Here is a 24,314-nt window from a genome sequence, read left to right as displayed (position 1 = left end):
CCACCGCTATGCGGTAGATGCCGGAAGCCAAGGGGTTTGAAACCATCCACATATATGCGTGGTACACCGACGGTCCGATTGGGACGAACAAAATCTGGCGAGGTCTCACTATGCCGACCGAAAAGGCACCAAGATCACCATCGGCGCTTATCCGTTATTTATCGGAAAGTGGCCGAGTGCATTCGATGCGACAGCGATGCGCCCGCAGTGGCAGCTTGGCATGATGATCTGGCTGATTGCGTCGAATTAAAACCCGTTTGCGCAGTCCAGCCGGTCTAAAAGGTGCGGCACCTTCCATGATTCCCCCGAGAACGTCTCTTGCAAGACGCGCACGTGCCCGTCGAAGTCTTCGTGGTGAAGGTTCAGCATGTTTGGCCGTCGGAAGAGAAAGGCGACCGCTTCCCTCGCTCTGGCGAATTGGGAAGACGATAACGGTCTTGTTCGGCACTACGTACCGATATAGGCGACCTTGAAGCTCCCGAACGGCTGGAATCGTGTGCCCACAGATATAGCCACCGAGGTAGTGGCTAAACCGAGCCTCCTCACCGGAGGCGATATGCCGAACGTTCGAGTGCTGGCCGTCGGCTCCGACTACCAGCGAAAAATCGCGTGAGCCACCCTTCTCGAATGTAACGGTCAGACGCCTGCGTGTTCATCGATGCTGCTTATCGAGTTGTCGAAAATAGCTTATGTTTTGCTCGAGAGCCGACACGAGTTCACCACGCATAATCTCGATCTGCCTTGGGGCGAACTCGCGAGAGACCTGGGCGATCTCGATTTCCCTCGGCCTAAGGCCGGGCGAAATGATGCTCCCAGATCCTTCTGGGCGCGGCGAGCCTCCAAGGCGGCGAGGCAGCTTCTAGCGCATTCCGCCAGATCGATCGTCCTCTTTGTTGCGATGTCATCGCCAAACAGGTCAAGGCCGGTGTAAACGGCGATGCGCGTCGGCTTGCGAGCAAACTCCTCGATCGCCGACAATTTCTCACTCTGTCCGAGGCCGGCCTGCGCAGGATTGGAAGCGGCAAGTTGTTGGCCGCTCGGTTCGGGGCGGTGTCGCTGTTGGAGTTTGCCGTCGAAGGTGGCGCGCCCTCGAGGGTGACGGTTGGGTTTGAGGGACGGGTTCAGTCGACGCTGACGCCGAGCCCTTGCGGTTGAGCTTGTAGCGGCCAATTTCCCCGCTCGTGAACAAGAGAAGTTCCCTTCTGGGAGAATCTAATCAGCTGGAAAATCGCGACGGGTTCACGGTTCGAGTCCCTTCAAGGCGAGCGATCGTAGTTTTGAGGCGTAGTTGCCTCACCACATGCCTTTACCGGGCCAGAAACCGTGCTCATCTTGACCCATTGTCAACCGCCCGCCAACCTCGGCAGCAGATAGATTTCCGCTCCCGCAGGTAGTTGCTTCGACCAGGTGTCGCGATAGATGGTTCCATCTATTGCGACCGCAATGCCTCGATCCATGAGCGGCTCCAGCCCAGGGAACCGTTCGATCAATCTCTTGAACAGTTCCCTGATGTCTTTTGCCTCGACCTCGACCTTGCTGTTGCCCTCGGCCGCCGCGGCGAGCGCACCCCAGAGCGTCACCTCAATCATCGGACCGCCTCACGCTTCGAGTGCTTCCAGGATCCGCGGCGGCGACATCGGAATATGCTGCATCCGCACGCCCACTGCACTGGATACTGCATTGGCCACCGCCGCGAGCGGGGGAACGATGGATGTTTCCCCGACGCCGCGAACCCCATAGGGGTGGTTGGGATTGGGAATCTCCAGAATCTGCGTGTCTATCATGGGCAGGTCCGAACATACGGGAATGCGGTAGTCGAGAAAACCGGCATTCTGCAGCCGGCCGTCTTTGCCATAGATATACTCTTCGTTGAGCGCCCAGCCGATGCCTTGCGCGGCGCCGCCCTGGTACTGTCCTTCGACATAGGTCGGATGCACGGCTTTGCCGGCATCCTGCACCACGGTGTAACGCAGCACCTTTGTCGCGCCGGTTTCGGGATCGACCTCGATATCGCAGATATGAGTGGCGAAGGACACGCCTGCGCCATCGGCCACGATCTCGCTGTGACCCGCAATCGGGCCACCCGTGGTGCCCGATGCTGCCGCGATCTCCTTCAGGGAGAGTTTCGGAAGGTTTCCATGCGTCTCGCCCTTGGCAACCGCGTGGCCCTGTTCCCACGTCACATCTTCGACCGGAACGTCCCACATCTGCGCCGCACGCCCGCGGAGAACTTTGATCGCGTTGCGGGCGGCAGAAATTGTGGCCATAGAGGATGAGAACGTTCCTCGGCTGCCGTCGGTCATGTCGTTGTAGCCGAGACTTGACGTGTCGGCGATCACCGTTCTGACCTGCGAATAGTCGATCCCAAGCTCCTCTGCGGCCACCAGCGAGAGCGATGCGCGCGAACCGCCGACATCCACCGTGCCAACCGCGAGCGAGACCGTTCCATCCATTCCGATGTTCAAATCGGTACATGTCTGGCCCCCGAAGTTGAACCAGAAGCCACAGGCCATGCCGCGCCCCTGGTTCTTGCCAAGGGGTGCCTTCATGTGAGGATGGTTCTTCGCGGCTTCCAGCGTCGGGCCAATGCCGATCGGGCCGTAGACCGGACCGTAAGAAGCCTTGGTCCCTTCCTGTGCCGCGTTCCGGATACGGAAGTCGACCGGATCCATGCCGACCTTCTTCGCAAGTTCATCGATGGCGCTTTCCACTGCAAACGCTGCCATCGGCGCGGAAGGCGCACGGTAGGCTGCGGTCTTCGGCCGGTTTACCAGCACTTCGTAGCCGACGGTCCTGACATTCTCGAGCTTGTAGCAGGCGAATGCGGTCATGGCGCCGATCTCGGCCCATGATCCGGCATAGGGACCACAGGAATAGCGAAGTGTCGCTTCGGCAGCGATGATCGTTCCATCCTTCGATGCGCCAATCTTCACGTCGATCGACGTGGCGCTGGTCGGGCCGGAGGCGCGAAACACCTCGTCACGCGTCATCACCAGCTTGACCGGCCTGCCGGCCTTGCGCGACAGCGCGACGGGCTCGGCCCAGACATGGGTCTTGCCGCCGAAACCGCCGCCGATTTCGGACGACGTCACGCGCAGCTTGGAGGCATCCAGGCCGAGCAGTTGTGCGCAATGCTGGCGATAGACGAAGTGGCCCTGCGTGCAGACCCACAGATCCGCCGTGCCGTCCGGACTGACATTGGCCACACAGGCGTGAGGTTCGATATAGCCCTGATGCGTCTGTTCGGTCTTGAATGTCCGCTCAACCACGAAATCGGCCTTTGCCATGCCGGTATCGACTTCGCCATGCCCGAACTGGCTCCGCATCGAGACATTCGAAGGGCGATCGGGCTTCGGATCAACGCCCGTAGTGAAGATCGCGTCGTTGACGAGCGGAGCATCCGGGGCAAACGCTTGGTCAACGTCTGTGACGTGCGGCAGCACTTCATACTCGACCTCGATGAGCTTGAGCGCCTGCTTGGCGGTGCGTGCATCAATTGCCGCCACGGCGGCCACGGCGTGACCGTCGTAAAGCGCCTTCTTGCGCGCCATGCAGTTGTCGAGAATGTCATACATCGCCGCGTCGCCATGGGTGAGGTCGGGCAGATCCGCTGCCGTCAAAACCGCCTTGACGCCAGGAAGCTGCGCGGCCTTCGACGTGTCGATCTTGCGAATGATGGCATGGGCATGCGGGCTGCGCAGGATCCGTCCGACCAGCTGGCCGGGCATATTGAAGTCCGCGCCGTAGCGGGCGCGGCCCGTCACCTTGTCGACTCCATCCGGCCGGATGGGACGGGTGCCCACGGAGGAGAAGTTGCGTGTCGAGTGGCTGGGATCAAAATTCATGGTCATGCTCCTCTCATAACCCTTGCAGCGTCCTGAACGGCACGCACGATTTTGTCATAGCCGGTGCAGCGACAGAGATTTCCGGCAAGGCCGAACCGTATTTCCTCTTCGGTCGGATCCGGATTCTTGGCCAGCAGATCCTTGGCCGCAATGAGGAAGCCGGGTGTGCAGATGCCACATTGCAAGGCGGCATGTTCGAGGAACTTCTGCTGCAGCGGATGAAGCTTGTCACCCTGCGCCATGCCCTCGACCGTCTCGATGCGCCGGCCTTCCGCCTCGGCCCCAAGCACGAGGCAGGAGCAAACGAGGCGGTCCTCGAGAATGATGCTGCAGGCGCCGCAGTCACCTGTACCGCAACCTTCCTTCACCCCCATGAGCCCCAGGCGATCGCGCAACACATCAAGCAACGTCTCGTCTGCGTGACAGAGAAACTCGGCTTTATCGCCATTGATGATCGTCGAAACTGCTATGCCTGCCATCACTTCTGTCCTGCGCGTTGATAGGCGGTCAGCGCGACCCGCTTGGCCAGCACTCCCGCGACTTTCCTTCGGAATTCCACGGTGCCTCGCTTGTCGTCTATGGGGCGACAGGCGCCGGAACATGCCTCTGCAAGGCGGTCCAATGCTCTATCGTCCACTCGGGAGCCAACCAGGATTTTGGCTGCTTCCTCGACGAGAAGCACCGTCGGCGCTGCGGCGCCAAGCGCGACACGCGCGGATTGGACGACACCCTGATCATCAAGGGTGAGATTCACTGCGGCACTAACGACGGCAATGTCCATTTCGGTACGTGGCGTGAACCGCTGATAGGCGTCGCCCGAACGTGGCTGGCGCCTGTCGAGCAGAATGGCCTCGATGATCTCTCCGGGCGCAAGCGACGTCCTGCCGGGTCCGTTTGCCACCATTTCGACGGCAATCGTGCGCGAGCCGGCCGGTCCTCTGATCAGAGCCTTGGCGCCCGCCGCCACCAATGGCGGCACGCTGTCAGCCGCAGGTGACGCATTGCAGAGGTTACCGACGATGGTGCAACGCCCCTGTACTTGCTTGGAGCCGATGAGATTGGCTCCCTCTACCACTCCAGGCCATGCTCCTCGGAGCGCGGCGTTTTCGCTGAGGACTGCGCATGGCACGGCGGCGCCGATGACGAAATCTTCGTCGCTTTCGGTTATGTGGCGCAGAGCGTCTATGGCTTTGATGTCGATGATGAGTTCAGGCTCGACAAAGCCGCCCTTCATTCTCACCAGCAGATCGCTCCCGCCGGCCAGAACCGCCGCCTTGCCTGAGGCCTCAGCCAACAGGCCAACTGCGTCCTCCAACGTACTCGGACGAATATAGCGCAATAGAATCCTCCTCGTGGTGAACTCGAGTCAGAAGCGAACCTGCCGACCCATCGGATACTGCGGGTACGTCTTGTTGTGGAGCTAAGACCCGAAACTCTGCTATCAACGCTAGGGGATGCATTGGCTGCTTGCAAGCCAGCGTCTCGTTCTCGACCTTATCTATGGTCCTCTTTGCTCGGACCCCGATGGCCACCTTCTCCGAAATATGGCATTGATCTGCTTGAGGATGGCAGCGGCAAATGGCGCTACCATAAGACAACAGCAACCACTCCGCAGTGAGGCCGAGCAGCAGGAAACCGGTGGCTCGGTGCCGGGAACTACGGCTGCCGCCCAAAAGACGGACGGGAACGGCGGTCCCGAGGCGATACCCTCTGTGCATTCTTGATAATGCTCAGTCGAGGAGACATGTACAGGTGTTCGCGAAAAGCGAGCCAATCGCCGCCTTCGCGGCTGAAGACGATGGTTTCGCGCTCGCGATCGCTGTGCCTCGCCATTCATGGAGATGTCTGTCTCCGCGATATGGGTGAAGACCGCAACATCGCCCGCCATCAGATTGCTGGCATAACCGCCGCCTCCAGGATTTGCCTTTCAGGGTCAAGTTGTGAAAATCAACCTCGCACTGAACCGGTGGCAGTGTAGACACCGAAAATCCGCGCGACGGACCTTCACCGGCAGGTTGCCCGAGATTGCTTCGCCCTACATGCGAGGAACTAAACGGATGGCTGAGATTGTCGGGTTGATTGGGCACAGGATGGGTGGTCGCCGGGTGAATACTTGATGCATCGGCTCGGCATGCCGGTCAGCGCCGACACGATCTTGCGGCAATTGAAGCGCGATAATCCGGCGGCTATACAAAAAGACAATATTCGGGTCGTGGGCATTGATGATTGGAGCTGGCGGCATTCCTTGCGGCACGGCATCATGGTCGATCTCGAGCGTCATTCGGTCGTCATGGATGCAGCTCGAATGGCCGGCATGGGCGCAATGCTGTCGTTTTCAGGCCCAAGCGTGGACGCGCCTTAAGGGCCGAACAGAATTGTTCTTCCACGAGCCCGGCAAGCCTTGTTGCTGTGATGTTCACTCTTTGGGCCACGAACATCGCATCATGTATCGACGGGAACGTGCAATGGCTGCCCGTCTTCCGTGCGGCGGGAGTTCAATGGGAACGCGATCCAATCTTGCCAATTTTTGCCATTGCCGTTATGGTCTCTCGTATGGGCACGATGAACATTTCTCTACCGGACCACTTGAAGAGCTTCGTCGATGAGCAGGTTGCGGGGCGGGGCTACGGGACGAGCAGCGAGTATATCCGCGAACTGATCCGTCGAGATCAGGACCGTCTTGTTCTGCGCCGGCTTTTGCTTGACGGAGCATCGTCCGCACGGTCCGAACCGGTCGATGGGCATTACTTCAGCAGCCTTCGCGATCGAGCACGTGGTCGGCACAGCAAGTGAATAAATCGATCGTTCCCCGAGAGCTTGCTCGCAGTGATGTCGAGGCAGCCGTCGATTACTATGCTCGCGAAGCTGGGTCCGAAGTCGCTCTCGGCTTCATTGACGCACTTGAAGATGCTTATGATCTGATCGCAAGCCATCCGGAGGCCGGATCATTGCGGTATGCATACGAGTTGGGGTTGCCTGATCTGCGGAGCGTTTCGCTGAAGCGATATCCCTATCTAATCCTTTATCGTGACCAGCCAGATCATGTCGACGTCTGGCGTGTGCTTCATGCCAAGCGCGACATTCCGCAGGGGATGCAGGAGCCGGATAATCATTGAATGGAACTTTTCCGCAGCCGTGGGGCCTTGATTGTGGGGCTGCGGTTCGAATCCACCCAAGGCGAGGCCTAAACACACACGCTGATCTCCACCGCCCGTCACGCCGCAATATGCGCGACGTTACTCCCGTTCGTCCTCAGCATCGCCTCACGGATCTGCTGCCGCAACCATGCGCAGCCAAGATCGCTGTCCGTCTGAAGCGGCCAAACCATTGCCACGGGTGGAAAAGAAAGCTCCAGTGGCACCGGGCTCACCTCAAGTCCCAGCAGCGGTCCGTAACGAAGTGCAATGCGCGATGATACGGTGGCAATCACGGCAGATGAGCGTGCCGTGGCCAATATCGACATGAAATCGGGTGCTGCCGCCACCACCTCCAGTTCTGCGCCCGCGTGTTTCAGCGCATCCTTGACGCAGCCATGCAGGCTGTCTGTCTGTGAGATCACCGCGTGTTGTGCGGTCATATAGGCATCGAGGCCTACCGGATTCGAAACCTTCAGCAATTGCGGATTGAAACAGCACAAAACGCTGGACTGATACAGCGGCTCGCAATGGTGCCGTGAATCGGGCAGATAGCTGCACCCCACGGACAGATCGACGACGCCTGCCTCCAGCATCGCGTCAACCTCTTGGGCATCACCACCGCGGGCCAGAATACGGATGCCCGGCGCGATATCGCGCAGCCGAGCCGTCAGATCGGGAAGCAGTAGCAGTTCCACCTCGCTGGAAAGCCCCAGCCGGAACGTGCGCCGTTCGGTGGCCGGATCGAATGCGTCTGCCATCAACACGGCCGCCTGCGCCTGTCGCAAAGCCTGCCGCACCGGGCCAGACAAATTGAGCGCCCGTGCGGTGGGCTTCATCACCTGCCCTACACGGATGAAAAGCTCATCCTGAAACAGTGTGCGCAGCGTGGATATATTGTGGCTCATGGCAGGTTGTTGGATTTTCAAGCGCTGCGCAGCACGTGTCACGCTCATTTCTTCCATCATCGCATCGAAGGCAACGAGCAGATTGAGGTCGAAGGAACGAAGATTGAAATGATTGATGACTTGCATGACCAATATCGATTTGATTGCTGACCAAGGCATCCTTAGCTGATGAGCAGGAACTTGCAAGCCGTTCCGAACCATCTTTCAAGGAGCAAACCCATGCCATCCCGTCGTTCCATTCTCAAAGGCGCTCTGTCCGGCATCATCGCTGCACCCTTCGTCGCACCGCCGACCGCCTTCGCCAAGGCACCTTATGCCGCTGTTCAGGCGCCCGGTTTCTACCGGCTGAAAATCGGCTCCGTGGAGGTCACGGCCCTGTCGGACGGCACGGTCGCCCTGCCGCTGGCCAAGCTGTACACCAATACCAGCCAACAATATGCCCAGAACGTGTTGAAGGATGCCTTTCTGCCGGAGCTCGTACCAACCTCCGTCAACGCCTTCCTGGTCAACAACGGCGATAGACTGGTACTGATCGATGCGGGCACCGGTGCCTATCTCGGGCCATCGCTCGGCAAACTCGTGGCCAACATCGAGGCTTCCGGTTACAAGGAGGATGACATCGATGATGTCATCCTCACCCATATTCACACCGATCATTCCGGCGGGTTGATGAGCAATGGCAAGCGTACCTTTCCGAACGCCACATTGCGGGTCAATGAGCGGGAGGCCGAATTCTGGCTAAGCCCGGAGAACGCTAGGGCAGCGACCGGCATCGTCAAGCAGCATTTTCGCGAGGCGGACCAGTGCGTAACGCCTTACGTCAGAGCCGGAAAATTCGAAACCTTCGCGGATAACGCAGCGCCCGTTCCCGGCCTTGGTTCCATTCTTTATGCGGGACATACACCGGGTCACAGCGCCATCACGTTGGAAAGCGAAGGCCAGAAGATCGTATTCTGGGGCGACATCACGCATGGCGATATCCTGCAATTCGATGAACCCGGCATCGCAATCGAATTCGATATTGACCAGAAGGCCGCCGTTGATGCGCGCGACATTGCGTTCCGACAGGCGGTGGCAGGCAAATATCTGGTGGCAGGCGCGCACATCGCCTTTCCGGGCATCGGACATGTGCGTAAAGACAGCACCAATTGCGACTGGCTACCGGTCAACTATTCGTAGTTCTGACGACCGGCTATCCTCCAGCGAAACGCGCGGATCAGGCAATCGCCAGGAGAGGCTCCGCAATAGCCTCTTCGTCCGCAACGACGAATGCTCGCTTACCACGTGCCAGCTGATCTCGCCTTTTGGACGGCGTGAACTTCTCTCGCCAAGATAGCTGCCTCACAATCGATGGTGGTACTGTATTGTATCGTTGAATATCGATCCAATGAGGCCTTGGTTTGCCGGCTTGGTGTAATCCGTCCGTCGCTTCCACCTGATGATTTCGAGTGGGCGACCTTAGGCCCGGCACTTGGGAGTTGACCGGAAAACGGTGAATGATGGAGGTTTGGATCGAGGGAGCCGCACACAGTGGGAGATGTTTGCGTTCAGTGCTCAAAAGATCGCATAATGTATCAAGCGGAACCGCCGCTCATCCCGAGCGGCTCTACAGTTCCAATCCCTTTCAGCCAAACTGTTTAGACTAGAACGACGCCTTCACGCCGGCATACCTGCATAACTCAGACGCGATCCAGGAACTCAAGCACTCGGTTGGTGAGTAGCGCGGTCGCATTCGCGTCGTACGACGGAAGTGAGCTGTCGACGAAGTAGTGCTGATCGCCGGGATACAGGAACAGCTCTGCGTCCTCGACCTTCTCCACAATCTCGCGGGCGGCGTCGATGTCGCCCTCGCCGACGAAGATCGGATCGTTCTCCATACCGTGGATCTGGACCGCGACGCCATCCGACCAGGGTCCGAAGGCCCACTCGCCACTGATCGGCAGGCAAGAGCAGAAGAGCAGTGCTCCGCGGGCTCCGGGCCGCGTCTGTGCAAGCTTCTGCGCCGGCAGCACTCCGAACGAGAACCCAGCGTAGACGAGCTCGGGAGGCAGTTCGTCGGCGACGCGGACGCCGCGCTCGCGCATTTCGTCGAACCCGATCTCACCGATGTAGGCAAGACCCTCGTCGATGCTCTGAAACGTGCGTCCGTCGAACAGGTCCGGCGTGTGCACGATGTGACCACCGGCCCGCAAGTCGTCGGCGAACGCGCGCACACCCGGGGTCAGCCCCTGTGTGTGATGGAACAGCAAGATTTCGGTCATATGGAACTCCGGGGGTGGGCTGCACGTTCATCACCCTACAGCGTCATTGCCTCGCCGGGAAGAATGCGCACACGCTTTAGGAGGAACGCCTTTCGGCAACACATTCGGCGCCTCCTGAAACGGCTCCTCGACCGCAGGAACGAAGGGCATCCCTAGCGTTCTCAGGATCCCAGAGGCGCAAACGCGTCGCTGCTTAGGAGAGCTCAAATGGATATCACCACATTACTCATCATCGTTCTGATCGTATTGCTGCTCGGGGGTGGCTGGTACGGCCGAGGTCGCTGGTATTGATCACGAATAACGCCAGCTCGCTGCAAACCATTGCTGGCGCCGGTACGATCACCGCGTTCGTGCTGCCGTTCATCAGCTCGTAGCTTTAGCCTATGCCGGTCTCGCCAGACTTCGCGCCACGGAAGGCATGCCGCATCGCAATTCCGAGCCGGAAAGGTGAGGGCTAATCGACTTGCGCATCGGGCTCGGGATGGCCTTCGACAAGGAGCGTCCGACCGGCGGGCGTGACGGCATCATTGTCATCGCCTGGGCGCTGGCGCAGGGGAGGTGAGACGGTCCCGCTCAGAAGAGCGCTTTGCTGAGAGAGGGCGGTCCAGGGTTCGGTTCTCGGTGGATGCTCTAGCTGACAGCAATGTTGCCCAATCTGCGCGTCCGGCAGGGCTTGCTGACGCCTAGTTCGACGGTGGACATTATCCCACTCCGAGGCAGCGCCGGTAGGCGGTCACTAAGCCACGCTTACTGAGCAAGTCGCATGCGGCAATACCAAGTCCCCATAATAGCCGCAGCACCCGGCAGCGCCCTCGGTCCTTTTGTCACACCGCGGAACGAAGCCCTGACCATTTCGGATTCAGGTGCAGGGCGAGGATATCGGTGAAGCCAAAGCTTACGGCTGGAGGATCGCAGCCTGGTGCTGATGCATGCCGCCTGATCCAAATCAAATGGGAACAAAGCGCCGAGCCGCTCGTTCGAGCGCCTGTGGGGGGCAAGTCGCGTCCTCCAAACCGGGAGACCCCGCATGGGCAGTGCAAAGGACAAAGTGGCCGGCAAGGCCAATGAGCTCGCTGGTAAGGCCAAGCAGGCCGCAGGCGATGCAACCGACAACAACTCGCTCCGCGCCAAAGGCGCGGCGCAAAAGGCAAAGGGCGGTGCCCAGCAAGCCAAGGGAAAGCTAAAGGACGCAGTTAAAGGTGCTGTCGACAAGACTTAAGGCATTGAAGCTGCGGTTGGTGCAAAGGTGCGAACCTGTTCCTGCGCCTGCCGGAACAGGTTTCTCTTGCCGCCCATTGCGGGCGCAGAACATGCCATTCGTCGTCGCAAGCGCTTATGACTGACCGACCAGCATACCGGCAGGGGTTCATCCGTGCCTTCATTCCTGCCCTTCGAGAAAGAAGCGCACGGTTTGGGAAGAGGCATCCGGACCATGCGGATCTGTATACGTTCCAGCGAAGTGGCCGCCGGACCAGGCTTGGCCGGCGTCCTCCACAAGCCAGCATTCCAGCGCCGGGCTATCCGCGCTGTCCGCGACGATGGTTCTTGCATACGGCCGCCCGCCGGTGGATCGGCCAGATTTCTTCCGGACGGCCCAGCCCGCGCCACTTGACGTTACCGCCTCGACGATCCGATCGGCGTTAGAAGAATGCACCGTCCGGTCCACACTTCCTTGTAACACGATCGTCCGGAGCCGGTGCCGATTGGCAAGCCGCTTCGGACTGGATGCAAGGCCGCCATCGTCGCGCATCGTGGAGAAAGCGGACACGACGGCGTCGACCGACCCGTATGCCAGGCCGGAATGGCTTCCCGCGGCTGAATTGAGATCGTTGCAGGTCTCGCCCGTGACCGCCGCCATTGCGCCCCCTGCCGATGGGCCGACCACGAAGGTTCGACCGCGATCGCGGCCGAGTTCCGATATGACCTCGGTGGTGATTGCCGCAATGATCGAGGGTTCGCCCTCGTCGCGCATCTGGTGGCGGGCCTGAACCAGTTCCAGCAGGACGACGCGTTTTTAGCACGGTCGGTAGTTCCTCATCTGATTATCGAGTGCGCTCTTAACGTGATAGAAGGAGGCTGTAACGTGGTTCGTAGGCCAACGAGGAGGTCACCATGCCGCCGAAAAAAGGCACCAAGGAGTACCAGAACGAAATTATCAGAGTGCACTACGGCATCAACAACCAAACGCTTGGAGTACAGTCAGTCTGGGAGACACGCGGCGGTAAGCTGGCCTCGATGTCTGCCGGTCACCACTTTAGGCACCAATGTGTTGCTGGAAATATCGGTCACTCGGACGCGGTGTCCGTTGTCTTCGACCTTACCGGCGTTTTCACGCTGCCCGTGGATGTTGAGAACCATCCACTTGTGAACGAGCTTGAAGAGAGGGCCTCGATCATGCGTGCCCAACGAGCTCACGGCGCCTGCCGTGAAGTCATCTCGATCGTCGGCGCCAAGTGAAATACCGGGCTGCTCCACGCGAATGCGGTCGTGGCACCCGTCGGGCGTCAAATTAACATTGAACGATATGCGCGAAGGTGTCACCGACCGTTAAATGATGAAGTCTCGATCCACAATGAACGTGGCCCGTGCATTCTTCTCCTTTCAGGATCTCGGTAGCGATCAAGAGAGGTCGGCAGACAAGTGCCAAATGTTCTTGCTAAACATTGAAGTCCGCTCACGCCGGGACCTGCGCAAAGGGGCGTTGCAACCCCTGAGCCGGTTGGACGATGTAACCGCCGCGGCATTGTTCCCTTGGGTGCGGTTCGGTGCTCGACAGGGAGCGTTCTGGCTGCGGTGCTTATGAGAGGTGAGTGGAGGAGAGAAAGATGGCAATCGTTCCAATACCCCTAAATATTACTGGACTTTTCCCGCTGTTTGCAAGAAGGTGTCTTTTTAAAAATCTCTACATTATTTTTAGTAAGTTTTCGTATTGCCGCTCCTTATTACTCTAGTGAAGCTCGCGGTTCGCGGGCTTTGCTATATTCCAAGAAGTTCCGGAATAACCAAGAATGTCACCGAGTGCTCACCCAAAGGGTCCTGAAACTCAAACGGCAAGCGTCAGAAAAGGACGAGCGGAGGCGAGCGGAACTGGAAATCACCAGATGCCCGGAGGATATTACCCAATCCCCCTCTGCTACGGTACTTCTGCGGTTGAGACAGAACGCCCGCGCTGCAGCGAGAAACATGCTTGCGTCAGACGGGTGACGCTGAAACTCGGCCATCAGGAAATTTGCAACGTCTTGAGCACCTTTCCGTTCGGCGAAACCTCAAACTCGACACAAACCGACGCGTATACGCATCGAAGGACGCGCACTTCGGCCCTGCTCGAGGTTGCGACGATATCGTCGGAACAGCCGCGCATCGTTCAATCCGAAGCTTTTTGCAACGTATTGAGAACCCGCACTGCCCGTGCTGCGTTTGTGGGGTTAAGCCCTGCCATCGTCCTAAGGCCTATCCTTACTGTCTCTCCCGTAAAAACGTGGTGAATCGTATAGGTGCCGTCCCCTTCGAAACGGCGGCCGTATTGATAGAGTTGTCCAGATCTGTCGGGCGCACCGCCTTCAGACTCCCATACGCTAAGGGCGAGCGCGTGCTCCTCGTTTTTTGTCTTCCTCTTGTGGCCCTCCTCGGGCTTGCCAGTAGCGGGAGCGGCGATCGTCTGTGAGGAGACGGCATTGCCACGTTCAATAGACTCCAAGTTGTCTTCCCCGCTGACGCGTTCCTGGCCGAGTTCGTCATTGCGAATGCGATACTGGTGCCAATCGGATGTCAAGGGCAGTTTGGCTGTGATGCGATAGGTCGTTGCCGCGCCGGGCGAGATATACGCGCGATTCTTGAGGCGCACGGTCACGCCGATTGGAAAGCGATGGTCACGCATTGGATTGGCCTTTACAGGTTGGATCAAGTCACGGCGTCGCGCCGATCGACTGCTATGAGGCCTTCGAGTTCCTCTGGATCGATCGGCACAAGGCGCATTCGGTACTTGTTCTCGGTTGTTGCCGGGAGCGTGATGAAAGTTGCCACGCGACGATAGGCCGTCCAGGGGAGACCTTCGATCAGTTCCTCGTCTTCATCGACGACGTAGTCGCCGGCAGTGACCATCTCAGATAGTCCTGATATCCAGAATGGCTTATCAAAATGGACCGTTCGGTGTTTTGTTCTGGCGAACATGATTTGAGTCCTCTGCGGGATTTGAAAGTGGGCCGGATCGGTACAGTTGCGTTCCAGATCGGTGAGCTTACCGTGCCGATGTCTCTTCTAGCAGCGGAAACTCCCGCCGACATCAAGGGGAAATAAATACACCGCCATTGCGGCATTACCAAGTCACCATGCAATAATTCACGGAAAGACCGAATAAAACACTCGTTTGTTCGCAATAAAATATTCCGAAATAATTTGATTTGTTCTGCATATCCACGAATTAGCGTAAAGCGATCGTCACAAATAATAGTCTGTTTACATTGTGAACATTAACGCGCAAAATGGAAAATCTGGATTGCAACTGGCTCTTGGTTAGAGCGCGGGCCCGCCTCGATCCCGATAATCAACCGATTAAAGGGAATAAACTAATGACATTCGAACAGATTCTTGAAAGAACGAAACCCTATGCGATTGGCCTGGTGGTAGGGCTTTTTGCTGCACCCATCGTCGGGTTCAATGCGGGATGGATTACTACCACGACGGCCAGCGCGCAGGCGGCCGAGACAGCCAGAGTGGATGCGCTCACGGGTATTTGCTCAAGTGCCGCAGGGCGAATGGCAACCGCCCGCAGCACAGACCTGGCCACGTTCAAGGGCTACGACAATCGTGCGAAACGCGACGAGTTCGTCGCGGTGATTATGGCCGACATTCAGGTTCCGGCGGACATCCTCCCCAGATCAGCTCGAGCTGTAGCCGCTCATTATCTTGAAGCAAGGCGAAATGCCATGCTTTGGGCATCTCAAATATTCTACAATCAGGAGGTCGAAATGAAAAACCTCATTCCCGCTCGCTTCTATACCTATGATTTCACGCGTCTGGTCGCGATGATTGCCTTTACTCTGGCGATTGCCGTAATCGTCTATTCGGTCCTTTTCGGGAGCATTCTATAGGCGCGATCATGCGTGCATCCGTTCAATGAAGCTGCAAAGCATCCTGGACCGGCGTTCAGGGTGCCGAGCCATTGAATGAAGCCGACAAGTTATCCCGACATTAGCTCTTCGGGCGAGTAAAATGGCCTCGACATCGGAAGAGTTCGTCGGATCCTCGAGATGACACAGCCTCAGGCTTTCGCATTCGCCATCCTGATCGGCCTGATGGTCGCTTTCATATGGGGACGCCTCCGCTACGACCTCATCGCAGTTCTCGCGTTGCTTGCCGCAGTTTTCGCCGGCATCGTGCCGCACAAGCTAGCGTTCTCCGGCTTCGGGGACGACGTTGTCATTATCGTCGCCAGCGCACTCGTCGTAAGCGCCGCGATCGAGCGCAGTGGTGTCATAGAGGCATTGCTTCATCGCGTGGCGCCGAGCGTGACCTCCGTGCAGGGCCAGGTTGTTATTCTGGTGGCAGCCGTCACGGTTCTGTCCGTCTTCATCAAGAATATCGGCGCGTTGGCGATGATGATTCCGGTCGCGTTCCAGATGGCACGCCGTTCGAAAGCATCCCCTTCGTCATTTCTTATGCCGATGGCGTTCGGCTCCTTACTCGGTGGGCTCATCACCCTCGTCGGCACATCTCCCAATATTGTCGTATCACGGATGCGTGAGGAACTGACGGGCCAGCCTTTCAGCATGTTTGATTTTACCCCTGTCGGTATTGGTATTGCCGCAGCGGGGGTGGTTTTCCTGGCCTTCGGCTATCGGCTGCTTCCCCGAGACAGAGAGGCGGTGTCTACGATGGAGAAGGCACTGAATATCAAAGACTACATGACGGAAGCTCGCATCACTGCGAATTCGCCCGTCGTCGGGAAATCGATCAGTGATTTGTCTACTTTGCTGGATGACGAGGTCCTGATCACAGGGCTCGTTCGAAATCAGGTCGAGCGCCTTCTGCCACTGCCGGATCTCGTTCTCCAGCAGGACGATATCGTATTGCTGGAGGGAGATCCTGAAGCGCTGGAGCGAGGTATACGGCGCGCGCGCCTGGAACTGGAGGGGCACAACCGTCCCACCGAAGCAAAAGGAGTCGACGAAGAGATTGCCGGAATTGAGGTGGTAGTCGGTCCGAGATCAGTTTTGATTGGGCAAACGGCCAAGCGCTTGGCGCTGCATGACCGATTCAACATCAATTTGCTCGCGGTAAGCCGGAGTAGCCAGCGCTTCACCGAACGTTTGCGCGACATCGCGTTGAGACCGGGTGACGTTCTCGTTTTAAAGGGCGATCTCGTGCTTCTCCCGACCAAGCTGATGGAACTCGGTCTTCTTCCTTTGGCCGAACGGGAGATCCGCCTTGGCAATCCGCGAAAACGCCTGATGCCCATGCTGATCCTAGCCGGTGCTATGGCGCTCACCGCATTGGGTGTACTGCCTGTTGCCACCGCGTTCTTCGCCGCTTCTGTTCTGACGGTCTTGTTCGGTGCCCTTTCACTCAGAGAAGCCTACGAGGCTATCGACTGGCCAATTGTCATAATGCTTGGCGCTCTCATCCCAGTCAGCGAGTCCATCCGTACCACCGGTGGTGCCGATCTTATTGCCGGCGCCCTCACTCCGCTTGCCGGCGCCTTGCCCCTCTTCGGCGCGCTTGCAATGATCATGGTGGTCGCAATGGCGGCGACGCCGTTTTTGAACAATGCCGCCACCGTTCTCGTCGTCGCCCCAATCGCAGTTACCCTTGCTCATCGCCTTGGCTACAATCCGGACGCCTTTCTGATGGCAGTCGCGGTAGGGGCAGCTTGCGATTTTCTCACGCCCGTCGGACACCAGTGCAATACTCTGGTTCTGGGTCCTGGTGGTTATCGCTTCGGCGACTATTGGAAGTTGGGGCTGCCGCTCTCGTTTATTGTGGTCGTGCTGGGTGTGCCTCTGATCCTGTTGTTTTGGCCGACAGCTTAGTGCGTCGCGCCGATGCAGCGCGTCTGTCGCGCGATATAGCCGCCGGTACAACTAGAGAATGCGGATCGGCATTCTGCGGCAATGTCCTATCCCCTTCATAACGGTCCCGGGCGATGGACGCAGAACAAGGATGCGCAAGGGACCTGTCGCCAGCAACGCCGATGGGCGCCTGCACTATCGTCTGTTCAGGAGACGTTAGCAAGGTCAGCGCCATAAAACCGAGTGCTGCCGATATGACGGAAGCGCCGAGCACACCCAGCTTGACAGGGTTCAGAAGCTCGGGCTCGAAAGCAAGCTCGGCAATGAACAGAGCCATGGTGAAGCCTATCCCGGTCAGCAGACTGCCGGCCGCCAATAGGCTCCAGGATAGCTGGTCCGGGCGACTCGCGAGGCGAAGTTTCACGGCGAGGAAACTGAAGAGCACAATGCCAGCCGGCTTGCCGACCACGAAGGCGACGACAATTGCGATTGTGAGGGGAACGTCGAAGTTTGCATCCTCTATCGGGACGCCCGCGTTGGAGACGGCAAAGAGCGGCATGATTGCGAATGCGACCCAGGGATGGAGGGCGATCTCGAGACGCTCGATCGGCGACACTGCTTCGCGGGTCGCGACGCCTGCCCGATGGAGGTCGCCGCGTGCCGCCGTGTCACGGCTGCGATGGTCGCCGGGGGGATGGGCGATCACCCGGTCGAGTATCGCGTGGAGGCGGATCTCGCTTACCCACCTTCGCGCCGGCGTCATCAAGCCAAGTATCACCCCGACGAGCGTCGCGTGAACCCCCGATGCGTCGAATGCCAGCCAGATGGCGGCACCCATCGCGAAATAGACCGGAATGCTGCGGATGCCCAGAAGCGCAATTCCTGCGACGAAGGCAAATCCGAGTCCCCCGGTTCCGAGTGCCACCCAATTCAACGGTTCGCCATAGCCGACCGCCACGATCAATATTGCGCCGATGTCGTCAAAGATCGCAAGAGAGAGCAGGAACAGTCGCAAGCTCCCAGGTACGCGCGAACCGAGCAAAGCAAGGCATCCGATGACGAACGCCGTGTCCGTGGACATAACGGTGCCCCAGCCGCTCGCACCCGGCCCCCCGCCGACAAGCAGCAAATAGATTCCGGCCGGTGCAACCATCCCCCCGAGAGCGGCGGCGACGGGTAGAGCGGCCATTCGCGGATTGCGCAGCTCCCCCAGCACCAGCTCGCGCTTCAGCTCAAGGGCGATGACGAAGAAAAAAACGTCATCAGCCCGTCGTTGATCCAGTGCTTCAGCGAACGATAGATCCCGATGTCGCCCAGTCTGACACCCGCGGGTATCTCCCAAAAGGCGAGAAACGACGACGACCACGCGGTATTTGCGAGGCCGAGCGCCAAGAGCGTACTGAGCAAAAGGATAATGCCTGCGGTGGCCTCGATCCGCAGAAACCGCATAAACGGCTTGGTAAGCCGATCTGCCGGTTCCCTGGGAAGCCTTGAGAGACTGTCGTTCATACCGTGAACCACTCCTGCGGTATTGATCGCGACTGGCAAATGTCTCCAGCGACTATTGCGAGGCCGAATCCCATAAAGTCAACACCGGACGACCTTAGGACGGGCGGCCGATAGACTTGATGACATCGGCCGCTCACGGCCTCGACAAACTAAGAATCCTGCCGGTCCGCCGGCACCGGCGACCCAAGAGATCGCGATAGGGATGTCGGCACATCGGGGGGTCAATGTCGCTTCGGGACCGCGAATATCGGCCGCTCGGTCTCGTGGACCGCAGCAGGCCTACGAACGCGGAAGAGTTTGGATGCTTTTAGCGGAAATGGGCGGCCGTCAGCGTGTAGCAATCGCGGCGACCACCCGAATAGGCCTTCCGAGCGACATCGTAGACGGACGAGCGCAATGCGTCGAAAGCAGAAAGGAGCTTCAATTCAGAGATTTTCGTTCTGCCCAGTTCGGCATCGGCCACCACGAGCGCGTCAGCCTCGACGAAAAACCTCACCTCAAACATACCCTCGTGGCCAAGGAAACGGACGGCGTTTCTTTTTTCATCGAAGCTGCGGCTCGAATTTGGAAATAACAGCGTCATATTCAGCGTGCCTCTGTTTCGCACGACGTTAAAGGCGTGGGTGCAGATCGGACTGCCCCGTCTCCTCCAGCGTTCCGTATGCGAAGGTTATGGTCGACACGCGCCGAAGTGGGCGGTGCCTAGGTATAGCAAGTTTGAACGAAGCGACTCTCCACGCCCGCGCGGCGCAAAACCTCGCTCCTAATCGTGGTGAATGGCAGGTCCTTTGAGGCGGCGAACCCAAACCTCAGCCAGATCAACGAGTTGTATATATGTGCCTGAATTGGGCTTTAAACAAGGCGCTTGGGTCTTCCGGACGGCGAATCCGACTGATTGTTCCATCTGTGTGAAGGTCGCCGAGACCAGAGACGGCGATAGCACTCGCGAGGAATCAGGAACATCCAGACGCACGCAGCGTTCTGTTTCAGAGACTTGATGCACTGGGAGGTGATGATGAGAAAGCCCTCTCGCAAACTATCGCCTGAGGTGCGCGCGGCGATCAGCGCATTTTTGAACGGGTGTCTGAAAGAAGCGCGGCCATTTGCGACCTCTGAAGCCCTTGGCGCGGTGCGGCGCATGTTTCCTGACCTGAATATCTCAGATATAGATCTCATGGCCGCCATCAGCAGCGAAGCTGCTTTAGCGGGTTTCGACGTAGATACCCCAGAACCAAAGTCTGCGCCGCGCATGAGGGATTCGCTTGATGAATGGGACAATGAAGGCGGCGCAGTCGACAAATTGCCGCGCGGCGAAACTCAAGGCAGGCGTGGCAATGACACGGACGGCAAAGGGCGGCGGGCAAAAGCGACCAAGGATAGAAATGAGCTTCTCTAGCAAGGCACAGCGAGAGGCTCAGAAGTTCGTTATCGGAGAATTCGCGAACTTCAACCCCAGCGCAAGCCGTCTCTTTTGAGAGTTGTGCAAAGGCGAGAAGCCGCTCGCACCGCTGAATAGTCCTTCAGGAAAGCCGGTGAGGGTAGAAGCGCCCATGCCTTTCTCATCGCGCTCATCTTGGTCCTTCGGCGGGCCCACCTGGTGCCTCCGGCACCCTTGACCCTCCGATCGATCGCGTCTTTACGAATGAAACGCAGACGATTGCTATTTGCATGACCAAGGCGCAATGTGCCGACCTTCGGTAGCAAATTTTACGGGCGCTGCCGTTTGAGGGCTAGAAGGCCCTGGCCCCAAGGAAAGGAGGACGTCATGTCTTCCGTCGAAAACAATATCTCACCCGCCGATTTTGAGATGATCCGATCCGTCTTGGACGATGCCGGCTACGATGCCGGCGTCCTCGTCCAGGATCAGTGCTTGTTCGACACGGCGGCGTTGCTCGTGACCAAGCTCTTCCTGTCTGGTGTAGACTCCCGGTCGGCACTAGCGGCGAAGCTGGAGTGCCAACTGGGCAGAGCCGGCAAGCACAGACAAGCGTGTAGCCTGTCGCGGTCGCGCTACGCAATTCAAGGTCTTCCGCTCAAATTACAGGCGAACAAATCATAAGCGGTGGCTATTTGAGGCTCTTCGACTGCCAACGAGTGTTCTCGAGCTTGCTTATTCGAGCCAAGTTCATCGGCAGGCTTCGGGAGTGATCGCGAAGGTGCAAACGGTTGAATAAGGAGTGCACTCAATGGCACCAGGTAATGAACAAAGTAGGGAAGACCGGATCCGCGAACGTGCCTATGAAATCTGGGAGCGCGAGGGTCGCAAAGATGGTGATCACGAGCGCCATTGGGAGGAGGCGGAAAAAGAAATGAGAAAGAAAGAATCCGGCATAGGTCCCTCCGCGACCCCATCTGGGCCGGGCGATCCCAGCGGCCCGGAAGGAGGGGTCCGGCACTAGACTTGCAAGGACAACAATCGAGGGCGACACTCGGGGAAACGAATCCCGAGCCGGGAACTGAACCGAATCGCAGCGACATTATGTCTTGGTCACAAAGCAAGCAGGGTGCTCCATCGCTAGGGCGCGCCCCGCAAATTGCATAATGTATCACCCGGAGCTGCCTAGACGTCCGTTCTAGGCAGTTCTGGATCTCCATCGCCCGCATTGGACGTCCCAAAGGCCGAGACAGCTCAGGAGGACCCGGCGTGAATCGGAACATTTACATCGCCATAGCGATAGGCATCGTGATTCTGGTAGCTGTCGCGTTGCTGATGCCCGGGACCGACGACAATGCCAGGGAAACAGCGACACCGCCGGCTACCACGACCGAGCCGACGACTTCGCAACCTTCGACCGCCGCTCCTCCTATGACGACCGAGCCAGCCCCAACGACGCCGTCGACGCAACCATCAACCACTCAGCCGTCTACCTCGCAGCCTGCGCAGTAGGTTACCTCACGGTTCTGATCGTCGGAGGTGCGTTCTTAGACAGACCGAATGCGCGGGATCGCGGCCCGAGATCGGCGAGCGCGGCTACCTTCTCGATTTGGCTGCCAGCGGGGAACAATGATGCGCCAAGCGGATTATTGTCGTGCCGAGCCGATCGGCAATCAGGTCCCCAAACCTGTTAGCAGTGCCCGTGTCGTCCCCGCGCGCGGGCACTCGCATTTTTAGCCCGGCCCTTGATGACTTTGCGGGCCTCCGGAGGCTGCGGAACATACCGCCGCCTGCAAGGTTCACTGCGAAAGACAGAGGCAGGCCGTATGCACTCGATCAACGTCGCTGGGATCATGATCCTCCTCACTATCATTGCGCTATTCGTCCTGGCTTGGCTCGTAGCCTGACGAGGCGGTCGGGCCGGATCGCTTCCGTTCGGGCAGCCGACAACGGCATCTTCGCAGCGGCAAACTTCGTAATCCTTAATAGCTAGGCGCGGAACCAACGTTACTCCAGCAGGTTGTGCACCCAAGTACGGCGGCCCGGAGTGCCCGATGGTCTCGTGGGCGATCTCCCGATCGAGGAGAAGGAGATCTACACGCGGCGCTATGCAGAGATCGAGACAATCGCAGGTCTCCGCCTTGTTGATCTCCGCGAGGACCACGCGATTAGAATGGGAGTGCCGACGGATGTCGCGAAATCTTCCCGCCAAACCCTTGCGCGGGCATGGTCGCTTGCCTTCCATGAGCACCGATCCGTGCCGGACGGCATCATTTATCCATCCCGCCTGAATAGACATACAAATCTCGCGATCTTTGACCGCGCCATCTCAAATTTGTCGGCGGCACGGGTGGTGCCGTTGATTGGAGCACCAGGCCTTGCCACCGTCATAAACGATCTTCGCGTGAGCCTCGTAGGCATCATCTGAGATCACCATGGCCGAAAGTCTTGATCCAATGTGGCTCTTGTGGCGATCACTTAGAGCGGAAGGCGTGTTCCTAGGTTGTTCTCTTTATGGGCCAAAATAATCCCATAATGCATCATCGGGAAACGCGGGCTGCCTTCTCTTCGTAGGGAGAAGGTGGCGGTCCGGACATGATGATACAACATACCAGATAAGATCCCATGGAGCTTCGAGTTGGCGGTGCCAAGCCGTCGGGCAACAGTCCGGCGGCTTGCAAGGGCTTCAGCGGTCCGCTGGACAGTCACGGCGTTCCTGGCCGGTCGAAGCAGTATCTGATACATTATGCCTTTACGGGAACAATCGGGGGTGTTGCCATGGCCTATGTTGATTGGGCGATCAAGGGCCCCAAGATAGCATCGTGCAGTTGCGATTACGGCTGCCCGTGCGAATTCAACGGCAAGCCCACCGAGGGCCTGTGCGAAGGCCTTGAATGCATGCTTATCGAAGAGGGATGGTTCGGCGATCTGCGGCTCGATGGGCTCAAGGTTGCTGCCGTCTATCGCTGGCCTGGACCCGTGCATGAGGGCGGCGGCGTCGTACGCGGGTTCTTCGATGCCAATGCGAACCAGGCGCAGATCGATGCCCTGTTCACCATACTCGGCGGCAAGGAACAGGAGCCGACAACCGTCTTCAATATTTATGGCTCCACCATCGCCCAGGAGCTCGAGCCGATTTTCGCCCCGATCGAATTTCACAGCGACATAGAGAAACGCACCGGCGGCTTTCGCATAGACGGCCATCTCGAACTCGAACTGGAGCCGATCAGGAATCCCGTGACCGGCGCCCCCCATCGCGCGCGCATCGTCCTGCCGGAAGGCTTCGAGTTCCGCCAGGCGGAGATCGCAAGCGGTACGTTTAATGCCAACGGCGAAATCGCAATGGGGCGGCAGAAGCGCTACGGTGCACTTTGGCGCGCCGCCTATGGGCCGTACGGCATCATCGAAGAGTGAGCAAGGGCACGCTGCAACGCACCGAGATCGGATCGCCCCTTCTCGTCGAGCGTTAATGCGGCATGGCTAGATGGACCTCGAAAAAGCCGCCGGCGCTAATCGAGCGGTGCGTGGCCATGCTCGTCGACCACTCAATCCCCCACGGTTCCGCTTTTCTTCCGGCGCGCGGCGCGCCCAGAGCAAGAACGCCCTCGGGCAGGCTTATCTGGACCTTCTCGGCGCTCAACGCTGCGCTTTCGACGCCGCACTCGACGATCTGGGTGTCTATATGGAGGCTAACGCGGACGTCGCCGAGATGCAGAGCACCCACGGATCCTTACTCTTCGGCCAAGGGCGCACGGACGAGGCGGAAAAGGCTTTCGGCCAAGCGATCGCCCTTGATCCGACGCTTTCTGGCGCGCACATCAATCTTGCAGAGTCTATCGCGCCAGCGGTGACAATGAGAAATCCGAGCAGACTTACGCCGAGGCGGTCGTCGCGAATCCGGATCGGGCAGATCTTCGCTACGTGACACGGCTTGTCGCTCGTTCGCCTAAAGGCCATGCCGGACGCAATTGAGGAACTAACGGCGGCCGTGCGCTTGGATCCTGCCAACTCCCGTTACAGGACGACGGCAGCGATCGTGCTCGATTCCATGGGCCGAACGTATGATGCCTTCGCTCTGGTCGGCCCGACCGTCGTAGGTGGTGCTACTGACGCCACTATGCTCGGCACTGCCATTCAGCTCGGATTCAAACTTGGACGCTATGCCGGACACTTAAGCTTGCGGAGGCGCTCGCTCGTCTTCAGCTGAACGTTTCACAGATCGGAGAACGTGTCAGGCAATTACAGGATGCTGTTCAACATGGCGGATAAGTTGGA

At 58.6% G+C, this 24,314-nt stretch carries 20 protein-coding genes and 5 pseudogenes; 14 read left to right on the top strand and 11 right to left on the bottom strand.

Going from position 1 to position 24,314, the window contains the following annotated elements; all coding sequences use genetic code 11:
* Nucleotides 1-1,343: 1,343 nt before the first annotated feature.
* From N0Q91_RS19975 to N0Q91_RS19960, 4 genes are read right to left on the bottom strand one after another with little or no spacing between them, the layout of a single operon-like run.
* A complete protein-coding gene (locus N0Q91_RS19975; protein WP_275598467.1) occupies nt 1,344-1,589 on the bottom strand; it encodes a MoaD/ThiS family protein in 246 nt (81 codons plus the stop codon).
* A gap of 9 nt (nt 1,590-1,598) precedes the next feature.
* Nucleotides 1,599-3,845, bottom strand: coding sequence for a xanthine dehydrogenase family protein molybdopterin-binding subunit (locus tag N0Q91_RS19970; protein WP_275598466.1), 2,247 nt, complete (start codon nt 3,843-3,845; stop codon nt 1,599-1,601).
* A 2-nt stretch (nt 3,846-3,847) separates the two neighbouring features.
* Entirely contained in the window at nt 3,848-4,324 is a 477-nt protein-coding gene (locus tag N0Q91_RS19965) for a (2Fe-2S)-binding protein (protein ID WP_275598465.1), read from the bottom strand.
* Nucleotides 4,324-5,184 carry an FAD binding domain-containing protein gene (locus N0Q91_RS19960; protein ID WP_275598464.1) on the bottom strand — a complete coding sequence of 287 codons (861 nt, stop codon included), beginning with the start codon at nt 5,182-5,184 and terminating at the stop codon, nt 4,324-4,326. The genes N0Q91_RS19965 and N0Q91_RS19960 overlap by 1 nt, the downstream gene beginning before the upstream one ends.
* A gap of 557 nt (nt 5,185-5,741) precedes the next feature.
* On the opposite strand from N0Q91_RS19960, the pseudogene N0Q91_RS19955 reads away from it, so the two are divergent.
* The 3 genes and pseudogenes from N0Q91_RS19955 to N0Q91_RS19945 all read left to right on the top strand — a co-directional run.
* A pseudogene (locus tag N0Q91_RS19955) lies at nt 5,742-6,135 on the top strand (ISL3 family transposase); the annotation flags it as partial.
* A gap of 227 nt (nt 6,136-6,362) precedes the next feature.
* The gene (locus tag N0Q91_RS19950) at nt 6,363-6,638 is read left to right on the top strand and encodes a type II toxin-antitoxin system ParD family antitoxin (protein WP_020479825.1); all 276 of its coding nucleotides are present in this window, start codon (nt 6,363-6,365) and stop codon (nt 6,636-6,638) included.
* Nucleotides 6,635-6,961: a type II toxin-antitoxin system RelE/ParE family toxin gene (locus tag N0Q91_RS19945; RefSeq protein WP_275598463.1), complete on the top strand. Its 327-nt coding sequence runs from the start codon at nt 6,635-6,637 to the stop codon at nt 6,959-6,961. The genes N0Q91_RS19950 and N0Q91_RS19945 overlap by 4 nt, the downstream gene beginning before the upstream one ends.
* Nucleotides 6,962-7,059: 98 nt before the next feature.
* On the opposite strand, the gene N0Q91_RS19940 is transcribed toward N0Q91_RS19945, so the two are convergent.
* Nucleotides 7,060-8,013: a LysR family transcriptional regulator gene (locus N0Q91_RS19940; RefSeq protein ID WP_275598462.1), complete on the bottom strand. Its 954-nt coding sequence runs from the start codon at nt 8,011-8,013 to the stop codon at nt 7,060-7,062.
* A gap of 93 nt (nt 8,014-8,106) precedes the next feature.
* Here N0Q91_RS19940 and N0Q91_RS19935 point away from each other — a divergent pair, with 93 nt between their 5' ends.
* Entirely contained in the window at nt 8,107-9,066 is a 960-nt protein-coding gene (locus N0Q91_RS19935; protein ID WP_275598461.1) for an MBL fold metallo-hydrolase, read from the top strand.
* Nucleotides 9,067-9,566: 500 nt separating this feature from the next.
* Here the strand turns inward: N0Q91_RS19935 and N0Q91_RS19930 are convergent, their stop codons facing one another.
* Nucleotides 9,567-10,148, bottom strand: a complete 582-nt coding sequence (locus N0Q91_RS19930; protein ID WP_275598460.1) for a dienelactone hydrolase family protein — start codon at nt 10,146-10,148, stop codon at nt 9,567-9,569.
* A gap of 1,027 nt (nt 10,149-11,175) precedes the next feature.
* On the opposite strand from N0Q91_RS19930, the gene N0Q91_RS19925 reads away from it, so the two are divergent.
* Nucleotides 11,176-11,367, top strand: coding sequence for a CsbD family protein (locus N0Q91_RS19925; protein ID WP_026617182.1), 192 nt, complete (start codon nt 11,176-11,178; stop codon nt 11,365-11,367).
* A 159-nt stretch (nt 11,368-11,526) separates the two neighbouring features.
* Here the strand turns inward: N0Q91_RS19925 and N0Q91_RS19920 are convergent, their stop codons facing one another.
* Nucleotides 11,527-12,120, bottom strand: a complete 594-nt coding sequence (locus N0Q91_RS19920) for a CE1 family esterase (RefSeq protein WP_275598459.1) — start codon at nt 12,118-12,120, stop codon at nt 11,527-11,529.
* A 140-nt stretch (nt 12,121-12,260) separates the two neighbouring features.
* Between N0Q91_RS19920 and N0Q91_RS19915 the strand changes: the two genes are divergently transcribed.
* The gene (locus N0Q91_RS19915; RefSeq protein WP_275598458.1) at nt 12,261-12,605 is read left to right on the top strand and encodes a hypothetical protein; all 345 of its coding nucleotides are present in this window, start codon (nt 12,261-12,263) and stop codon (nt 12,603-12,605) included.
* Between the two features lie 1,203 nt (nt 12,606-13,808).
* Here the strand turns inward: N0Q91_RS19915 and N0Q91_RS19910 are convergent.
* A pseudogene (locus N0Q91_RS19910) lies at nt 13,809-14,025 on the bottom strand (hypothetical protein); the annotation flags it as partial.
* A 23-nt stretch (nt 14,026-14,048) separates the two neighbouring features.
* Nucleotides 14,049-14,318, bottom strand: a complete 270-nt coding sequence (locus N0Q91_RS19905; RefSeq protein ID WP_275598457.1) for a hypothetical protein — start codon at nt 14,316-14,318, stop codon at nt 14,049-14,051.
* Between the two features lie 398 nt (nt 14,319-14,716).
* Between N0Q91_RS19905 and N0Q91_RS19900 the strand changes: the two are divergent.
* A pseudogene (locus tag N0Q91_RS19900) lies at nt 14,717-15,057 on the top strand (hypothetical protein).
* Nucleotides 15,058-15,397: 340 nt separating this feature from the next.
* Nucleotides 15,398-17,176, top strand: coding sequence for an SLC13 family permease (locus tag N0Q91_RS19895; RefSeq protein WP_275598455.1), 1,779 nt, complete (start codon nt 15,398-15,400; stop codon nt 17,174-17,176).
* A 181-nt stretch (nt 17,177-17,357) separates the two neighbouring features.
* Here the strand turns inward: N0Q91_RS19895 and nhaA are convergent.
* Nucleotides 17,358-18,664: pseudogene (nhaA, locus tag N0Q91_RS19890) on the bottom strand (Na+/H+ antiporter NhaA); the annotation flags it as partial.
* Between the two features lie 307 nt (nt 18,665-18,971).
* The gene (locus N0Q91_RS19885) at nt 18,972-19,247 is read right to left on the bottom strand and encodes a DUF1488 family protein (RefSeq protein WP_275598680.1); all 276 of its coding nucleotides are present in this window, start codon (nt 19,245-19,247) and stop codon (nt 18,972-18,974) included.
* A gap of 432 nt (nt 19,248-19,679) precedes the next feature.
* Here N0Q91_RS19885 and N0Q91_RS19880 point away from each other — a divergent pair, with 432 nt between their 5' ends.
* The 6 genes and pseudogenes from N0Q91_RS19880 to N0Q91_RS19855 all read left to right on the top strand — a co-directional run.
* Entirely contained in the window at nt 19,680-20,060 is a 381-nt protein-coding gene (locus tag N0Q91_RS19880; protein WP_275598454.1) for a hypothetical protein, read from the top strand.
* Nucleotides 20,061-20,429: 369 nt separating this feature from the next.
* The gene (locus N0Q91_RS19875) at nt 20,430-20,723 is read left to right on the top strand and encodes a hypothetical protein (RefSeq protein WP_275598453.1); all 294 of its coding nucleotides are present in this window, start codon (nt 20,430-20,432) and stop codon (nt 20,721-20,723) included.
* Between the two features lie 127 nt (nt 20,724-20,850).
* Complete coding sequence (locus tag N0Q91_RS19870; protein ID WP_275598452.1) at nt 20,851-21,063, top strand: DUF2934 domain-containing protein; 213 nt, start codon at nt 20,851-20,853, stop codon at nt 21,061-21,063.
* A gap of 1,023 nt (nt 21,064-22,086) precedes the next feature.
* Nucleotides 22,087-22,467, top strand: a complete 381-nt coding sequence (locus N0Q91_RS19865; RefSeq protein ID WP_275598451.1) for an RES family NAD+ phosphorylase — start codon at nt 22,087-22,089, stop codon at nt 22,465-22,467.
* Between the two features lie 197 nt (nt 22,468-22,664).
* Nucleotides 22,665-23,453, top strand: a complete 789-nt coding sequence (locus N0Q91_RS19860; RefSeq protein ID WP_275598450.1) for a DUF1326 domain-containing protein — start codon at nt 22,665-22,667, stop codon at nt 23,451-23,453.
* A 199-nt stretch (nt 23,454-23,652) separates the two neighbouring features.
* Nucleotides 23,653-24,308: pseudogene (locus tag N0Q91_RS19855) on the top strand (tetratricopeptide repeat protein); the annotation flags it as partial.
* Between the last annotated feature and the right edge of the window lie 6 nt (nt 24,309-24,314).

Source organism: Sinorhizobium prairiense (genome assembly GCF_029201645.2).
GTDB lineage: Bacteria > Pseudomonadota > Alphaproteobacteria > Rhizobiales > Rhizobiaceae > Sinorhizobium > Sinorhizobium meliloti_A.
The sequence above is the reverse complement of the archived record's forward strand: the minus strand, read 5'-3'. Positions and strand labels throughout refer to the sequence as shown.